This window comes from Wolbachia endosymbiont (group B) of Philonthus cognatus (assembly GCF_947179345.1).
Classification (GTDB): Bacteria; Pseudomonadota; Alphaproteobacteria; order Rickettsiales; family Anaplasmataceae; genus Wolbachia.
Genome location: NZ_CAMXBG010000002.1, coordinates 51,901 through 67,112 on the forward strand (window position 1 = coordinate 51,901; position 15,212 = coordinate 67,112).

Here is a 15,212-nt window from a genome sequence, read left to right on the forward strand (position 1 = left end):
AGATATGAATTTAGCAATCCACTACTATCCTACTCGAAACCTAGTTGAATATGAGCGTAACCCACGTAAAAATGACGATGTGGTCAACAGAATGTGTGCTTCTATTCGAGAATTTGGCTTTCGTATACCAATAGTTGCAAAAAGTGATGGCACTGTGGTTGATGGTCATTTAAGACTTAAAGCAGCAAGAAAACTTGGTATGGAAAGTATACCAGTGGTCTTAAGTGATAATTTAAATGAACCACAAACTAAAGCTTTTCGATTACTGGCAAATCAATCAGCTAATTGGGCAAAGTGGGATGATGAGCTTTTGAAAGTAGAAATTCAAGAGTTAGAAGATTTACAGTTTGATCTTAAAATGACTGGATTTGAATTAGAAAAAGTTCAACATTTCCTTGATGATTTAGATAGTGAAAAAGAAGATTTTTCTGACTTGGTTGGTGATGACAAAAAGGTAGAAATAACAAAACCAGGTGATCTATGGATTTTAGGTGATCATCGAATCTATTGTGGTGATAGCTCTGTAGTTGAATCATATAAAGCGCTGTTAGATGATAAAATGGCAGACATTACTGTTTGTGATCCTCCATATAACGTTGATTATGGTAGCAGTCAAGAAAGAGAGGATAAAAAGATACTAAACGATAATCAAGGTGAAAAGTATGAGCTTTTTCTCTATGATATTTGTACTCATATTTTAGCATATACTAAAGGTGCAATTTACATCTGTGCATCATCATCAGAGTTTTCAACGTTGCAAAAAGCATTTGAGGAAGCGGGAGGAAAATGGTCAACTTTTATCATTTGGGCGAAGAATCACTTTACGCTAGGAAGATCAGATTATCAAAGACAATACGAAGCAATGCTTTATGGATGGAAAAGCGGCAATAAACGTGAGTGGCATGGCGGTAGAAATCAAAGTGATCTGTGGTTTTATGATAAGCCAATACATAACTCACTGCACCCAACAATGAAGCCAGTAGAGCTAATGGAGAGAGCAATAGTAAACAGCAGCAGATCAGGAGACATAGTACTTGATCCATTTAGCGGTTCTGGAAGTACACTGATTGCATGTGAGAGAACAGGAAGAATTTGTAGGACAATAGAGCTAGATTCAAAATTTGTAGATGTAACCATAAAACGTTGGCAAGTGTACACAGGTAGGGAAGCAATTCTTTCTGGTGCTGGTAAAACTTTTTCAGAGATTCAAGAAGAAAAACAGTAAGAAAAAAGTGGAAAAGATAACGCAAACAGAAATTTAGTAAGCCTTGGTAGTTGTAATATTAATTTACTGGTATATACCGTATTTTAATGAGTTTAGCGTAACAAATAACTTTGGATTAAATGTGGTGTACTCAATGAATCAAGAAAAGACGTCAGCTGGAGTAGTAACGTCGCAAACAAATAATGAAGCATCGTTTTCTGAAGAAGTAGAAAATAATGTTTCAAATTCTACACTATCTGTTAAGGAGAGAATTGAATTGTTTGAAAAAGGTACGAAGCAAGAACCTGACCTGAACACTGAATGCAAACTAGCTTCTTTAAATGTGATTAGCAATAGTAGCGATAGCAGTATTACAGCAAAAATAGACGAAGCAGGTGCTGATTTTTCAGTGAGTTGTTCTTCTTTAGTATTTGATGATGGTAAAGACATAGAGGACGAATTTAATGCAGTTTGTGAGGCAAATGGAATAGAATATAACCGTCCGTATTCTCTTGATCAGCTTGAGGCAGCATCCAACACATCTTCCAACCCCAAAATAGACAATACAAAAGAAATGCAAAAAGAGGAAGAGGATAAAGAATTAGGAGATAAACCAAAGCCGTTACCTAGGAATGGAATGTTGGAGAAGGACAATATTAGAAATGTAGCTCCACCTTCACCTAGAACAGCAGAAAATCATCGGTTGAGTATTATTCAGGATATTGCACCACCAAAGCTACCGCATTCTTCTTTCCAATTAAATGGAGAAAAATGTGATGAGCAAGAAGCTATAGGAGAACCTATGTATGCAACTATAGACAAAAATAAAAAATTCTCGAAAAGAGGTTTAGATGGTGAAATAAACGATCAAAGTCCGGAGATGGAAAAGTCAAATTCTGAAGAAACATCAATTAAGAAAGGATCAGAAGATATAATTGGTGAACCTGTAGATCTGAATACAAAATTTTTAAAAAAGAGTTTGGAAGGAAGTGATAGTGGAATAGACAATAGAAGTGCAGAGATGACAAGATCAAATTCTCAAGTAACAGAAATGAGTGAGTCTTGTGGCAATCAAGGATGGGAGAATATGTCATTAAATCATGATAGTCCAGTTACACTTTCAACTAGCTCATCAGAAAAAAGTGATAATGAAGAAACCCCGTTAATTAAAAAAGAAAAGAAAACAAATAGAATTTTGCCAAGAGTAAAATATGCAGTGCAGCAGAAGGAATTTATAATTTTCGGTATAGCTGCTGTTGCACTTAGCGTTTCTGCAGCTTTGGTATATTTACAGGATAAAGCACAATTTATTGCATTTTTTGCAAACAGTGTCATCTATGTAACTATACCAATTCTAGCTGTTGCATTATTGGTTGCAATTAGTCCGATATTTTGTGGAATAAAGCAATTTAGAGATACTGAAGAGTGTCAAATAGGGAGAAAGAATGCGAATGAAACTTTGAATCAGGTGCGAGAGTATCAATCAAAAGATAAAGTAATAAAATCAGTCAAACTGGAATACGGCAATGGTACTCATTCGCATTTTACACTTAACGCTTGGGAGGGTAAGAACAACTTCATTAATATTGACGACAAAGTCATTAGTAGAAGAAATAAAGTAGAATCAGTAATCAAAGATAGGCCATTATTTACAGCATTATTAAGCAGTTTGGTTGCTGCAAATATAGTATTGCCTTTATTACTGTATGTAGAAGGTGGTATTAATAGTGTACAGAAGTTTTACCAGAACGCTTTGATTAATAACGTAGGGTTATCACTACTTATAGGCTCGAGTATACTTGCACTATCAGTGATATTCCTTGGAGTACATTACTACAGAAAAACAAATTGCACAAATCTTGTATATTGTGAGGAAAGAATTGAACCAGAAAAAGTTAATGGAAAGTTCATTGAGGAAATAAAGGAAGCAAGGACAAAAGTGCTTGAAGAAAACCATAGTAAAGATGCCAAATGCAGCAGTTTAACGCTAGAGCAAGTAGTGGTTGAATCTCATAACTACAAAGATGCAATTTATAGTATTAGTTGAAAATGGCCAAATTTCACTATGTAAAAAGAAAGCAGCTATAAACCGGAGTACTTCGCTCTATATTAGTAAAATATCTCTAAGACGCCGGCAAGTATAAACAGGTAGGAAATTGCTGATACTGGCAAAACCTTTTCAGAGATTCAAGAAGAAAATTCGTAGAAACAAGAGAGAGGAGAAAAAAAAGTGAAAATCACACAAACAGAATGGGCAAGAGAGATAGGAGTATCAAAGCAATATGTCTGTTATTTAGTAAAAAAAGGAATAGTTGAGTTGGAGGATGGTTTGATCAATAGAGAACAAGCAAATAAAGCGGTGGCAGCAATAAGAGATCCAAGTCAGCCACTTAGGAGGAAAAATCCAGAAAACGAAAATACAAATAACCTTTCTACAATGTTGCTAAAAACGCGAATAAAAAATGAAATGGAGCGAGGAAGGTTGCTAGAAGCAAAGGCAAAAGCTGAAATAGGAGAACTTGTAGCAGTAGAGGAAGTAAAAAGTGAGGCATTTAACGTAGCAAGAGTTGTACGTAATAATTTGCTTAATGTTCCAAATAGAGTTTCAGCACTGCTTGCATCACTGAGTGACACTGAAAAAATTCACGAGACGCTAACTGAAGAGATTACAAACTCACTTGAAGAATTATCTAACGCTAAATTTAAAATATAAAAAGATTTTGAATACAAAATGGCTGATAACTTAAGTTTAGAGTTAATAAAGTGTTTAATCAATCAACCTGGATTAGATGTTAATGTCAGAGGGTTAAACGGAAAAACTCCACTGCATTGCGCTATAGAGTTTGATGAATTAAGCATGGTAGATTTGTTACTCACGAAGAAGAACATTAATCCTTTTGTGGAAGATAATGAAGGTAAAACATCTCTTGATTACGCCAAAGAAGGGAAAAAAGCAGAAATATTACAAGCACTAATTAATAACAAGTACGGGTCAGAACAAGATAGCTTACTTCATTTAGCTGCAATGATAGGTGAAATTAATGCAGTGAGATATTTGATCAGAAAAGGTATTGACGTTAATGTACGAAATGCTTTGCACCATACTCCATTACATCTAGCAGCAGGCATAGGACATGCAGAAGTTGTAAAGATTCTGATAAGAGAAGGAAAAGCTGAAATAGATGTCTTTGATGCACGAAATCAGACACCAATGCACTATGCAGTTAATAATAAAAAGTTGGAGATAGTAAAGTTACTGCTGAAGCTTGGAGCAGATGTGAATAGTGCACGCATGGGACAAAACTCAATGAAATTGTCACCTGTGCATATAGCTGTAAGTAATGCTAATTACGATGAAAGAGACTTATGTCTTGATATCCTCAAATCCTTAATAAAGGAGCCTAATGCTCAAGTAAATTTGCAAGACTACGAAAATAAAACACCACTACATTATGCTGAAAGACTAAAAACAATAGAAGTTTTACTAACGCGAGAAGATATAGACCCTCTGGTAAAAGACGATAGCGGTAAAACACCATTTGATTACGCTAAACCTGAGATAAAGAAGGCTTTGATGAGTAATAAATACGGTTCTGAAAAGAATAGTCTACTCCATTTAGCTGCACAAAGAGGAGAAATTGAGATTGTAGATGCAATTTTAAGAGAAGAAATCGATATTGATATTGTAAATAATAAAGGTTTATCACCGGTTTACCTTGCTGCGGAAAAAGGGCATTTACATGTAGTAAAGTTATTGCTGAAAAAAGGAGCAAATTATACACCTGTTTTACATTTAGCAATTAAATCAAACAATTTAGAGTTACTTAAAGTTTTGTTTACTGAAAAAAATGGGTCTTTGCTCTGCAGAGATACCGTTGTTAATTTTCCAACCCTTCATAATAAATATATAGCACAGAGAGAAATAGCAGATAAAAGGACGAAAAAACATAATAATATTATCTGCATCTATACTACAGTCAGCGCAATAGCAGTAGCAGTATATATAGGGTTGATAACAACAACAATAAGCAGTGCAATCATTTTTGCAACAATAACAGGGGTATTTGCACTTGTTATAGCAATAATGATAAGTGAGATGAGCAAAAGATATATAGAAAAGGAATTTCAGAAAAAGATGTTTATGGAATTGGATGAGTGTAGTTCTATTGTTAATGATGTCGAGATAGAACCAGTTATGAGTAGATGCAGACAATGATATACGCTACATCTTTTTCTGAAGGTTTAAGGCCAGATCCCCAGCTTAAAGTATCAGAGTGGGCGAATGAGTATCGAGTTTTAGCGCCAACTGCAGCATCAGAGCCAGGTAAATGGAGAACAGAAAGAACTCCTTATTTAAAAGAAATAATGGATTCACTATCACCATCTTCACCTGCAGAAAAAGTAGTATTCATGAAAGGAGCGCAGATTGGGGGAACAGAAGCTGGCAACAATTGGATTGGCTATATCATCGATCAAACACCAGGTCCAATGCTGGTAGTACAGCCAACAGTTGAAATGGGAAAACGTTGGTCGAAGGGAAGATTTGCACCGTTAATAGAGAGTACACCATGTTTAAAAAGTAAAGTAAAAGACCCAAGGTCAAGAGATTCAGGGAATACTGTACAAAGTAAGGAGTTTCCAGGTGGAATAGTAGTAATAACTGGAGCGAATAGTAGTGTAGGACTGAGATCTATGCCAGTAAAATATCTCTTTCTTGATGAAATAGATGCCTACCCAGGAGATTCAGGAGGAGAAGGAGATCCAGTACTGCTCAGTATTGCTCGAACTAATACATTTGCAAGGCGAAAGATTTTTTTAGTATCGACACCAACGATTCATGGAATAAGCAGAATTGAGAAAGAATTTGAAGCAACAGATAAGAGATATTTTTTTGTTCCCTGTCCGTATTGTAATTACTATCAAGTTCTAAAATGGTCACAAATAAAATGGGAAGATAAAAATCCAAGTACAGCACACTATATATGTATAGAATGTGGTGAAAAGATAGAAAATCATCAAAAGACAGAGATGCTTGAACGTGGAGAATGGAGAGCTACAAATCAAGTACACAATAGCAAAGTAATAGGATTTCACCTTTCAAGTCTTTATAGCCCAGTTGGGTGGTATAGTTGGCAACAAGCAGTAGAGGATTTTCTGCATGCAAAGGAAAGTGAACAATTACTGAAAGTTTGGATCAACACAACGCTTGGAGAAACCTGGGTAGATAAAGGAGAAGTACCTGATTGGAAGCAATTATTTAACAGGAGAGAATTTTTTCAGATTGGCACAGTACCAAGGAGAGAAGTGGTACTTACTGCAGGAGTAGATGTCCAAAAAGATCGTCTAGAGGTGGAAGTTGTAGCATGGGGAAAAAGTCGTGAAAGTTGGTCAATAGACTACCGAGTATTTGAAGGAGATACAGGAAGTAGAGAAGTATGGAAAAAGCTTTCGGAGCTCCTCAATCATCATTTTATTGGTGAAAATGGGCTTGAATATATGATAAGTATGATGGCGGTTGATGCAGGGTATGCAACGCAGGAAGTTTACAACTGGGTGAGAAGTCATCAAGGGTCTGGAAGAGTAATGGCAGTGAAAGGTGTAAATAAAGCACTAGTGCCGCTGAGCAGCCCAAGTAGAGTAGATATAACAGTTGGAGGGCAAAAGCTGAAAAGAGGAATAAAGCTCTGGCCAGTCGGAGTATCGATATTAAAGTCAGAGCTTTTTCAATTACTTAATATTTTAAAAGAAGGTGAAGAAACACCGCCAGGGTATTGTCATTTTCCCGAGTATGCACCTGAGTATTTTAAGCAACTAACGGCAGAGCAATTAGTCAGCAAAGTAGTAAAAGGATATACCAAACAAGAGTGGCAAAAGGTAAGAGAAAGAAATGAAGTACTAGATTGCCGAATTTATGCAAGAGCAGCATCGATAGCACTGGGAATAGACAGATGGCCAGAGAGTAAATGGAATAGTTTAAGTGAAAAACCGGAAAGTAAAAAATCAAAGAAAATAGTCAAAAGCAAATGGATCAGCAAGTAATAAATGTATAACGAAGATTATTTAATTCAAGTCGAAGAAGCGATAAAGAAGCTGCAAAACGGAGAGCGAGTAGTATCAATTGCATATGGTGATCATGTGGTAAGATATGCAGAAGTAGATATAAATGATTTACTAAACTTAAGACAACGAATTAAAGCTGAGCTAAAGATTGCTGGAGTGGAGCCAAAGAGGAAAATTATTTTTTCAACGAGTAAAGGAATTTTATAAATGCTACTAAAAACCTTCAAACAATTATTCAACAAGCCAAAAATCAAAAGTTCAGCCTGGGATGCAGCAGGCTCAGGAAGAAGATTTTTTCACTTTCAACCAGAGTTAGGAAGTATAAACAATTTGCTGTCTCAAAGCCTTGAAACTTTACGTAGTAGATCACGTGATATGGTGAGAAAAAATCCTTACGCTGCAAATATAATTGATACGATAGTAAGTAACTCTATTGGAACAGGAATAAAACCACAATCAAAAGCAAGAGATGGAGAATTTCGAAAGAAGGTGCAAGAATTATGGCTAAGATGGACAGATGAAGCAGACAGTAGTGGAGTAAGTGATTTTTATGGATTACAAGCTCTAGTATGCAGAAGTATGATAGAGGGAGGAGAATGTTTTGTACGTTTAAGAACGAGAAAGCTGGAAGATAGATTTTCTGTACCACTACAACTGCAAGTACTTGAGTCTGAACATTTAGACAATAAAACAAATCAAACTTTAGCAAATGGTAATGTAATAAGAAACGGGATTGAGTTTAACAAGCTTGGGCAAAGAGAAGCATATTACTTATTTAGAGAACATCCAGGCGAAGGCTCATTTGGAGAATCAGTAAGAGTACCAGCAAATGATGTTTTACATATTTATAGACCACTAAGACCTGGGCAAATTAGAGGAGAGCCATGGCTTTCGAGTATACTGCTAAAGCTCTATGAACTTGATCAATATGATGATGCAGAATTAGTACGAAAAAAGACTGCAGCAATGTTTGCGGGATTTATTACGAGACTTGATCCAGAAGCAAATATCATGGGAGAAGGTGAAGCAAGTGAGCAAGGAGTAGCACTATCTGGCCTGGAACCTGGAACAATGCAGCTTTTAGACCCAGGAGAGGACATAAAATTTTCAGAGCCATCAGATGTTGGAGGAAGTTATGAAGCGTTTATGAGACAGCAACTGAGGGCAATAGCAATAGGTACAGGAATAACATATGAGCAGCTAACAGGAGATTTAACAAGCGTTAATTATTCATCCATTCGGGCAGGGTTGATAGAGTTTCGCAGAAGGTGCGCAATGTTACAGCATAACGTGATAGTGTTCCAGTTTTGTAGACCTATTTGGAATAGATGGCTAGAATTAGCAGTGTTTTGTGGAGAACTGAGTATAGATGAAAAAGTAGTAAAAGCAGCGAAAGAAGAAGTAAAATGGATACCACAGGGATTTGATTGGGTGGATCCACTGAAAGACCAGCAATCGCAGCAAATGGCAGTAAGGAATGGATTTAAGAGTCGATCGGAAGTAGTATCAGAAATGGGTTACGATGTTGAAGAAATAGATCAAGAAATAGCAGAAGATCAAAAACGTGCAAATAGTCTCAACTTAATGTTTGACTCTGATTGTAAAGGATTATGATGCTCTTAGGAAAACCATTAATGCTTGAACCAAGGAGTTTTGAGCTATTGTCATTAAACAATCAAAAACATCCCACGTTTAAAAACATAAAGCACTCCATCAAAAGTAACGTAGAAAGAACTGCAATTATAGCAATACATGGAATCTTGACTAAAAAACCAGGTGCGTTTGATGAAATGCTCGGGATGACATCATATGAGCAAATAGAAGAACAAATCAAACAAGCATTAGCAGATAGTAGCATAGAGACAATTATGCTGGAAATAGATAGCCCCGGAGGAGAGGTAAACGGTATATTTGACCTAGCTGACTTTATTTATGAATCAAGAGCAAAAAAGAGGATAATAGCGATAGCAAATGATGATGCATACTCTGCTGCATATGCTATAGCTTCAAGCGCTGAGAAGGTATTTGTGAGCAGAACTTCTGGTGTTGGCAGTATTGGAGTAATAGCAAGTCATATAGATCAAAGTAGATTTGATGAAAAGCAAGGTGTTAAGTACACCACAATCTTTGCTGGTAGTCGAAAGAATGATTTAAACCCACATGAGCCAATGACGTCTGAAAGTCTGGGAAGCTTACAAAAAGAAGTAGACCGACTATATGAAATGTTTTTGCAGCTAATAGCAAGGAACAGAGGTCTTTCAATTGAAAAGATTCGATCAACAGAGGCAGGGCTATATTTTGGGGAGAAAGCAGTAGAAATAGGCCTTGCAGACGGAATGACAATTCTTTCATCTATTAATAAAAACAGGAGTATTACTATGAATGAACAAACTACAAATGACCTAGAAACTGATAATTTAACCAAGTATCGTACTGAAGTTCTTGAATTAATACGTTTATGTAATTTATCGAAGATGCCAGAAAAGATAGGAGAATTTATTGAGCAAAGTGTAAGTGTTGAGCAAGCTAGGGAAGTTTTAATGGAATTACTTGCAGAGAGAACAAAGAAGACAGAGATACTGAGTGCAATACCACAGAATTCAGGAGAAGAATTGATGATGCAGGTAGCGAAAAGTCGTAGGAGTTAAAGTATTTTTATAACCGCCGTATATAGCATTGATAAAAGCGGCGGTAAGCAGTTAAGGAGAGAAATTTATGAGTTGTATAAGCGAACAAAATAATCTGGGTGACTTATTAAAGTATGAGGCATCAAGTCTATATTCAAGAGATCAGATAACAGTAGCAAAAGGGCAGAACCTAAAGCTTGGTACAGTAGTGGCTCTCGATAAAGATAGCATGGTTAAGATAATAAATCCAACTGCCACAGATGGTACACAAACAGCGATAGGTGCAGTAGTAAGTGATGTAAATGCGACAGAAAATGCTAAAGCAGTAATTATTACTCGTTGTGCAATACTAGCAGATCATGCGGTTGTGTGGCCAGCAAATATCACTGAAGAGCAGAAAGCTGCAGCAATAAAGCAACTTGAAGCACGAGGGATCATTGTCCGCAAGGGAATTTAACTAAAATTAATAGGAAAAAAAGGAGAGAAAAAATGCAAAATCCATTTACAAATACAGCATTTAGCATGACGGCACTAACAAATGCGATAAATATATTGCCGATAAATTATGGACGAGTTGAAAATCTAAATTTGTTTCCAAGTAGGTCAGTAAGATTTAGACATATTACCATAGAAGAACACAACGGAGTATTAAGTTTATTACCAACGCAAGTACCAGGGGCGCCAGCAACAGTAGGAAAAAGAGGAAAAAGAAAGGTAAGAACATTTACGATTCCACATATTCCGCATGATGATGTAGTGTTACCAGAGGAAGTACAGGGAATAAGGGCATTTGGATCAGAAAGTGAACTTAAAGCGCTAGCAGACGTAATAACTGACCATTTACAGCTAATGAGAAACAAACATGCAATAACATTAGAGCATTTGCGAATGGGAGCGCTGAAGGGAATAATTTTAGATGCTGATGGGTCAGAATTATTAAATCTGTACAACGAATTTGAAATAACACCAAAAGTAGTAAATTTTGCCCTTGGAACAGCAACAACTGATGTAAAACGTAAGTGTCTGGAAGTATTGCGGCATATAGAAGATAACCTAAGTGGTGAATATATGACTGGAATTCATGCCTTGGTAAGCCCTGAGTTTTTTGATGCACTAACTTCTCATGCAAAAGTAAAAGAAGCATATGAAAGATTGTAAGTTAAAAATGTGATATAAAAGAGATAAGAGGGAAAGATAACCCTACTCACTATAGGAATAGGGCTATCACGGGCGTGTGCGACCGAATGAAAATTGGTATTACAACCGTAGCCATCAAGGTACACTAGCCCTATCCCTCGATACGTTTGAATAGTTGTGTGGGACATATATGTGCACCCGTTTACAATCTTAAATTAATTAAACTATCGAGGTTATTATGATTGCATCTTATCAAAATTTTATTGGCATTGATATTGGAAAATTCAAAAATGTTGCTGCAGTGTACAACCAAAAAAACACTATCAAGTTCAATAATAATGATGCTGGTTGGCAACAATTGTTTCAAGAATTTTCAAATATTCTACCTAATTCTTTTGTAACTTTAGAAAATACAGGAAAATATGAGCTTGGTTTAGCACGTTCTCTTGTTGATATGAATGTTGCTGTGCATCGAGCTAATACTCGTAAAGTAAAAAGTTTTATCATATCACATGGAACTTTAGCAAAAACTGATCAATCAGATGCAAAAGCCCTTGCTCAATATGGTTTTGAACGCTATAGTGCTCTATCTCTATTTGTGCCTATGTCAAAAGAACAAACTGCCTTAGTTGCACTCTGTCAACGTCGTGATGACATTACGCAAATGAGAACTCAAGAGAAATGTAGGCTTGCAGCACCTGAAAACGACTATATAAAGGAAAGTTGCCAAAAAACAATAGACTTTTTTACCAATCAGATAAATGAGTTCAACGATGCCATACAAAGAATTATTGATAAAAATCCAGAGTTACAAAAGCGTCAAAAGATCCTGAGAACAGTGCCAGGAATAGGTCTCAAGCTATCTCAAGTTTTTGTGTGTCTAATGCCAGAACTTGGCTACCTAAACAAAAAAGAAGTTGCAAGTCTTGCTGGGGTTGCTCCACATCCAAAAGAAAGCGGTAAAACTATTGGTTACCGAAGGATAACAGGTGGTAGAAGCAATGTTCGTGCAAAGCTTTTTACAGCTGCTATGGCCGCTGCAAGATCTAAATCTGCACTTGGTGCTTTTTACTCTAATCTTATTGGTAGAGGTAAAAAGAAGATGGTAGCTATAACAGCTCTAATGCGAAAAATCATAGTAATTGCCAATGCAAGACTTAAAGAAGCAATTAATATGAAATAAAAAAATCTGCATAGAAAATAGGTTAACGGATATGTGCGTCTACACACATTTAAAGCACATATTCGTTAACCATAAAATCTAAGCAGTGGTTGCTGTTTGATATAAATTTCTTTCTGTATAAACTGGGATCTTTGTTGCCAAAATACATTTTTCAATTGAATAAAAATGCAAAATTATGAACAAATGAGACTAAACTCAAAAAATTTTAAAAAACATAGTTGATGGCAAGAAGGAGCAGCACTTCGAAATGATATGAGGTCAGGGTTTACATTTTGTGGCATAACGTTTGAGGAATATAGAGGGCAAGCAACTGACCCTGAAGGAACGGTTAGAAGATTTATTGAGAAAGATACAGGGCACTGTTTTCCACTAGGAACAGCAAGCACGTTTACAACATATTTTGCACCAGCAGACTTTAATGAGACGGTGAATACTCTCGGACAGCCACTCTATGCAAAACAAGAGCCAAGAAGATTTGATAGAGGGACCGATTTACATACGCAGTCAAATCCTCTACCAATGTGCCACCGCCCGGCCGTTTTGGTCAAGATCGTTGCAGCATAACAATACTGGTAGAGTAACTACAAGGTGGTGAGGCACAGAACGACTCTACCGGTATGCGCTTTCTTAGCATGTAAAGGTTAGTATATCAAAAAGAAATATGCAAGAGAATATTAAGCGATTATTAGAAGATTGTTTTGCCCATTTAGGAGAAGTGGCTTTATATAAATCAAAGGATAAGTCATATATGGTACAGGTGTTAAAGCAAGAGCCAGATAAATTATACGAGATTGGTGAAGGGCAATTTGTAGGAGAAACTTTAGTGTTGGAAATAAGTGCGTTTGATCTACTGCAGCCAATTGTAGGAGATATTTTTGTTATAGGTGACCGTAAATATAAAGTATATTCTCCACCGCTGCAAGATAATTCAGGAATGGTATGGAAAATTCGAGCGTCAGGAGTATAAATGCGTATTAACACCGGTAGTATTATACAAAGTATAGATGCTGAAAGGAAAAAAGTGGAAAAAGTGACGGTGAGTGCATTAAACAAAACAGCAATATGGCTAAAATCAAAAGCAGCTAAGGAAATTAGTGAGGAAAAGAGAATAAAATTAAGTTTGATAAGAAAGAGATTAAGAATTTTTAAAGCAAAAACAAGCAGATTAGAAGTGTTAATTAGAGCAAATCTCTACGACATTAGAGCATCGACAATTGGCAAAATACAAAAAACAAGAAGAGGATCGAAAGTAGGAAAGCATGAGTTTATAGGAGGATTTGCAGCAGTTATGCCAAAAGGAAATAGCGGTATGTTTAAACGTGAAGGAAGGGCAGCATTGCCAATAAAGGAAGTTAAGTTGCCACTCGAACCTGAGGCTTCAAGGATAATAGGGAATCTTGTTAATTATGAAGTTGAAAAGGTATTTGAAAAATATTTTATACATTACATGAGTTAAATTATATGCATGACAAAGTTCTGGAAAGATTTACATAAAGCAATTTGCAGCACACTGAAGGAAGAAATACTGGCTATACAGACATGTGAAATTTATCCAGCAATAAGGAAAGAATTAGTAGCGCCAGCGGTGTTTGTAGAACTAACAAGTTTAGAACCAGGTAAAGATGCAGGTACTGATGAATTAGCATTGAAAGCCAGGTTTGAGGCGAGGATTGTAGTTGATGGAACAGTAGAGGATTCCTCGGTAGTTGTTAGAACATTAGCTGCTGAGGTTGCGAGAGTAGTAAATAAAAATACTTGGAATGTGGAAAATGTTTCACCAGGAGAATTTATCTCTGCGGAAATTGACGGATTTAGGCCAGAGCTCGATGCATATTTAGTGTGGATGGTTGATTGGAGTCATCAGCTTCATTTAGGTAAATCAGTATGGGAAGAGGGGAAAATTAAACCACATACAATAAACGTAGGAAATATAAATGTTGGATCATAGTTTTGCGATTTCAGAGCTGAATAGGAAGCTAGCAAACGTTATTCGTATAGGAATTGTAAAAGAAATAGATTATGAAAAAGCAAAAGTAAGAGTGAAAATAGGAGATATTGTAACAGATTATCTGCCATGGATAACAAGCAAAGCAGGAAAAGATAGAGATTGGTCTCCTCCAGATATCGATGAACAAGTAATGGTATTTTCTCCTCTTGGTGAACTATCATTAGGAGTGGTATTAGGAGGAATATATCAGGAAAAATACTCTGCACCAGAGAATAAAAAAGAAATAAATAGTGTGAAGTTTCAGGATGGAACAAGATTGTTATATGATAAAGAGAAGCATCATTTAGAGATTGAAGTAGTAGACAAAATAACATTGAAAGCTGGAGGATCGAGTATAGAGATGACAAAGAGTGAAATAAAACTGAAAGCAGATAAAATAGAACTTAATTAATTGGAAAAATGAATAAATCAGTTGTGCGAGTAGGAGATTATTGTGCAGAAGCAACACCACATTTTTGCATTAGCGGCAGTAATAATGTTTTTGTGAATGGTAAGCCAGTTTGCCGTAAAGGAGATAATTTTACAGAAGGAAGAGTATTAACTGAAGGATCAAAAACAGTGTTTGCAAATGGTCTTGGTATAGGAAGAGTAGAAGATATAGTTTCATGTGGATTTAAAGTAATAAAAGGCAGTGAAACCGTGTTTGCAGGCTAAAAATGAAAGGAATGGATGCTAAAAGAGGGAAAGAATTAAAAGGAATAGAGCACTTGAAGCAATCAATAGTTGATATTTTGACTACTCCGAAAGGTAGTAGAATTATGAGAAGAGATTATGGCTCAAGATTATTTGAATTGGTGGATAAGCCAATAAATAGAGATTTAACTTTGGAAATCTATGCAGCAACAGCAGAAGCACTGGGGAAATTTGAGAAGAGATTTAAGTTAGAAAAAGTAAAGATTGCTGAAGCTAAAGAAGGAAAAATGACTCTTGTACTTGAAGGTATGTATCTTTCAGAAGGCAAATTCATAGGTATTAGTGGAGTAGTTGTTTAGA

16 protein-coding genes and 2 pseudogenes are annotated in these 15,212 nt (G+C 36.1%); all 18 read left to right on the forward strand.

Annotated features, from left to right (window positions below):
- Positions 1-4: 4 nt before the first annotated feature.
- The 18 genes and pseudogenes from ONG78_RS02110 (at position 5) to ONG78_RS02195 (ending at position 15,211) form a co-directional block, all read left to right on the forward strand.
- Positions 5-1,225: a DNA modification methylase gene (locus ONG78_RS02110; protein WP_253303060.1), complete on the forward strand. Its 1,221-nt coding sequence runs from the start codon at positions 5-7 to the stop codon at positions 1,223-1,225.
- A gap of 133 nt (positions 1,226-1,358) precedes the next feature.
- Positions 1,359-3,251, forward strand: coding sequence for a hypothetical protein (locus ONG78_RS02115; protein WP_141456759.1), 1,893 nt, complete (start codon positions 1,359-1,361; stop codon positions 3,249-3,251).
- Positions 3,252-3,434: 183 nt separating this feature from the next.
- On the forward strand, positions 3,435-3,917 hold the full coding sequence (locus ONG78_RS02120; RefSeq protein WP_264377566.1) for a hypothetical protein: 483 nt from the start codon (positions 3,435-3,437) through the stop codon (positions 3,915-3,917).
- Positions 3,918-3,935: 18 nt separating this feature from the next.
- On the forward strand, positions 3,936-5,420 hold the full coding sequence (locus ONG78_RS02125; RefSeq protein ID WP_015588999.1) for an ankyrin repeat domain-containing protein: 1,485 nt from the start codon (positions 3,936-3,938) through the stop codon (positions 5,418-5,420).
- Positions 5,417-7,243 carry a phage terminase large subunit family protein gene (locus tag ONG78_RS02130; RefSeq protein WP_015588998.1) on the forward strand — a complete coding sequence of 609 codons (1,827 nt, stop codon included), beginning with the start codon at positions 5,417-5,419 and terminating at the stop codon, positions 7,241-7,243. The genes ONG78_RS02125 and ONG78_RS02130 overlap by 4 nt, the downstream gene beginning before the upstream one ends.
- A 3-nt stretch (positions 7,244-7,246) precedes the next feature.
- On the forward strand, positions 7,247-7,471 hold the full coding sequence (locus ONG78_RS02135; RefSeq protein ID WP_019236402.1) for a gpW family head-tail joining protein: 225 nt from the start codon (positions 7,247-7,249) through the stop codon (positions 7,469-7,471).
- Positions 7,472-8,878, forward strand: coding sequence for a phage portal protein (locus tag ONG78_RS02140; protein WP_141456763.1), 1,407 nt, complete (start codon positions 7,472-7,474; stop codon positions 8,876-8,878).
- Positions 8,878-9,912: a S49 family peptidase gene (locus ONG78_RS02145; protein ID WP_019236400.1), complete on the forward strand. Its 1,035-nt coding sequence runs from the start codon at positions 8,878-8,880 to the stop codon at positions 9,910-9,912. The genes ONG78_RS02140 and ONG78_RS02145 overlap by 1 nt, the downstream gene beginning before the upstream one ends.
- Positions 9,913-9,979: 67 nt before the next feature.
- Complete coding sequence (locus ONG78_RS02150) at positions 9,980-10,348, forward strand: head decoration protein (RefSeq protein ID WP_047759659.1); 369 nt, start codon at positions 9,980-9,982, stop codon at positions 10,346-10,348.
- A gap of 32 nt (positions 10,349-10,380) precedes the next feature.
- Positions 10,381-11,043: pseudogene (locus ONG78_RS02155) on the forward strand (major capsid protein); the annotation flags it as partial.
- 223 nt (positions 11,044-11,266) lie between these two features.
- Positions 11,267-12,211: an IS110 family RNA-guided transposase gene (locus ONG78_RS02160; protein WP_264377456.1), complete on the forward strand. Its 945-nt coding sequence runs from the start codon at positions 11,267-11,269 to the stop codon at positions 12,209-12,211.
- 222 nt (positions 12,212-12,433) lie between these two features.
- A pseudogene (locus ONG78_RS02165) lies at positions 12,434-12,775 on the forward strand (major capsid protein); the annotation flags it as partial.
- Positions 12,776-12,872: 97 nt separating this feature from the next.
- A complete protein-coding gene (locus ONG78_RS02170; protein WP_108784462.1) occupies positions 12,873-13,178 on the forward strand; it encodes a head-tail joining protein in 306 nt (101 codons plus the stop codon).
- A complete protein-coding gene (locus tag ONG78_RS02175; RefSeq protein WP_019236396.1) occupies positions 13,179-13,667 on the forward strand; it encodes a phage tail protein in 489 nt (162 codons plus the stop codon).
- A gap of 9 nt (positions 13,668-13,676) precedes the next feature.
- Positions 13,677-14,159, forward strand: a complete 483-nt coding sequence (locus ONG78_RS02180; RefSeq protein WP_015588266.1) for a hypothetical protein — start codon at positions 13,677-13,679, stop codon at positions 14,157-14,159.
- On the forward strand, positions 14,146-14,610 hold the full coding sequence (locus ONG78_RS02185; RefSeq protein ID WP_019236395.1) for a phage baseplate assembly protein V: 465 nt from the start codon (positions 14,146-14,148) through the stop codon (positions 14,608-14,610). Before ONG78_RS02180 ends, ONG78_RS02185 begins: the two co-directional genes overlap by 14 nt.
- An 8-nt stretch (positions 14,611-14,618) precedes the next feature.
- Entirely contained in the window at positions 14,619-14,873 is a 255-nt protein-coding gene (locus ONG78_RS02190; protein WP_019236394.1) for a PAAR domain-containing protein, read from the forward strand.
- Between the two features lie 2 nt (positions 14,874-14,875).
- On the forward strand, positions 14,876-15,211 hold the full coding sequence (locus tag ONG78_RS02195) for a GPW/gp25 family protein (protein ID WP_019236393.1): 336 nt from the start codon (positions 14,876-14,878) through the stop codon (positions 15,209-15,211).
- Position 15,212 lies beyond the last annotated feature (1 nt).

Bases quoted from the DNA above. Each gene is read 5' to 3' on its own strand.
- ONG78_RS02125 (WP_015588999.1), top strand. From the start codon at position 3,936: ATGGCTGATAACTTAAGTTTAGAGTTAATAAAGTGTTTAATCAATCAA.
- ONG78_RS02150 (WP_047759659.1), top strand. From the start codon at position 9,980: ATGAGTTGTATAAGCGAACAAAATAATCTGGGTGACTTATTAAAGTAT.
- ONG78_RS02190 (WP_019236394.1), top strand. From the start codon at position 14,619: ATGAATAAATCAGTTGTGCGAGTAGGAGATTATTGTGCAGAAGCAACA.
- ONG78_RS02140 (WP_141456763.1), top strand. From the start codon at position 7,472: ATGCTACTAAAAACCTTCAAACAATTATTCAACAAGCCAAAAATCAAA.
- ONG78_RS02145 (WP_019236400.1), top strand. From the start codon at position 8,878: ATGCTCTTAGGAAAACCATTAATGCTTGAACCAAGGAGTTTTGAGCTA.
- ONG78_RS02135 (WP_019236402.1), top strand. From the start codon at position 7,247: ATGTATAACGAAGATTATTTAATTCAAGTCGAAGAAGCGATAAAGAAG.
- ONG78_RS02130 (WP_015588998.1), top strand. From the start codon at position 5,417: ATGATATACGCTACATCTTTTTCTGAAGGTTTAAGGCCAGATCCCCAG.
- ONG78_RS02180 (WP_015588266.1), top strand. From the start codon at position 13,677: ATGACAAAGTTCTGGAAAGATTTACATAAAGCAATTTGCAGCACACTG.
- ONG78_RS02195 (WP_019236393.1), top strand. From the start codon at position 14,876: ATGAAAGGAATGGATGCTAAAAGAGGGAAAGAATTAAAAGGAATAGAG.
- ONG78_RS02175 (WP_019236396.1), top strand. From the start codon at position 13,179: ATGCGTATTAACACCGGTAGTATTATACAAAGTATAGATGCTGAAAGG.
- ONG78_RS02170 (WP_108784462.1), top strand. From the start codon at position 12,873: ATGCAAGAGAATATTAAGCGATTATTAGAAGATTGTTTTGCCCATTTA.
- ONG78_RS02110 (WP_253303060.1), top strand. From the start codon at position 5: ATGAATTTAGCAATCCACTACTATCCTACTCGAAACCTAGTTGAATAT.
- ONG78_RS02160 (WP_264377456.1), top strand. From the start codon at position 11,267: ATGATTGCATCTTATCAAAATTTTATTGGCATTGATATTGGAAAATTC.
- ONG78_RS02185 (WP_019236395.1), top strand. From the start codon at position 14,146: ATGTTGGATCATAGTTTTGCGATTTCAGAGCTGAATAGGAAGCTAGCA.
- ONG78_RS02115 (WP_141456759.1), top strand. From the start codon at position 1,359: ATGAATCAAGAAAAGACGTCAGCTGGAGTAGTAACGTCGCAAACAAAT.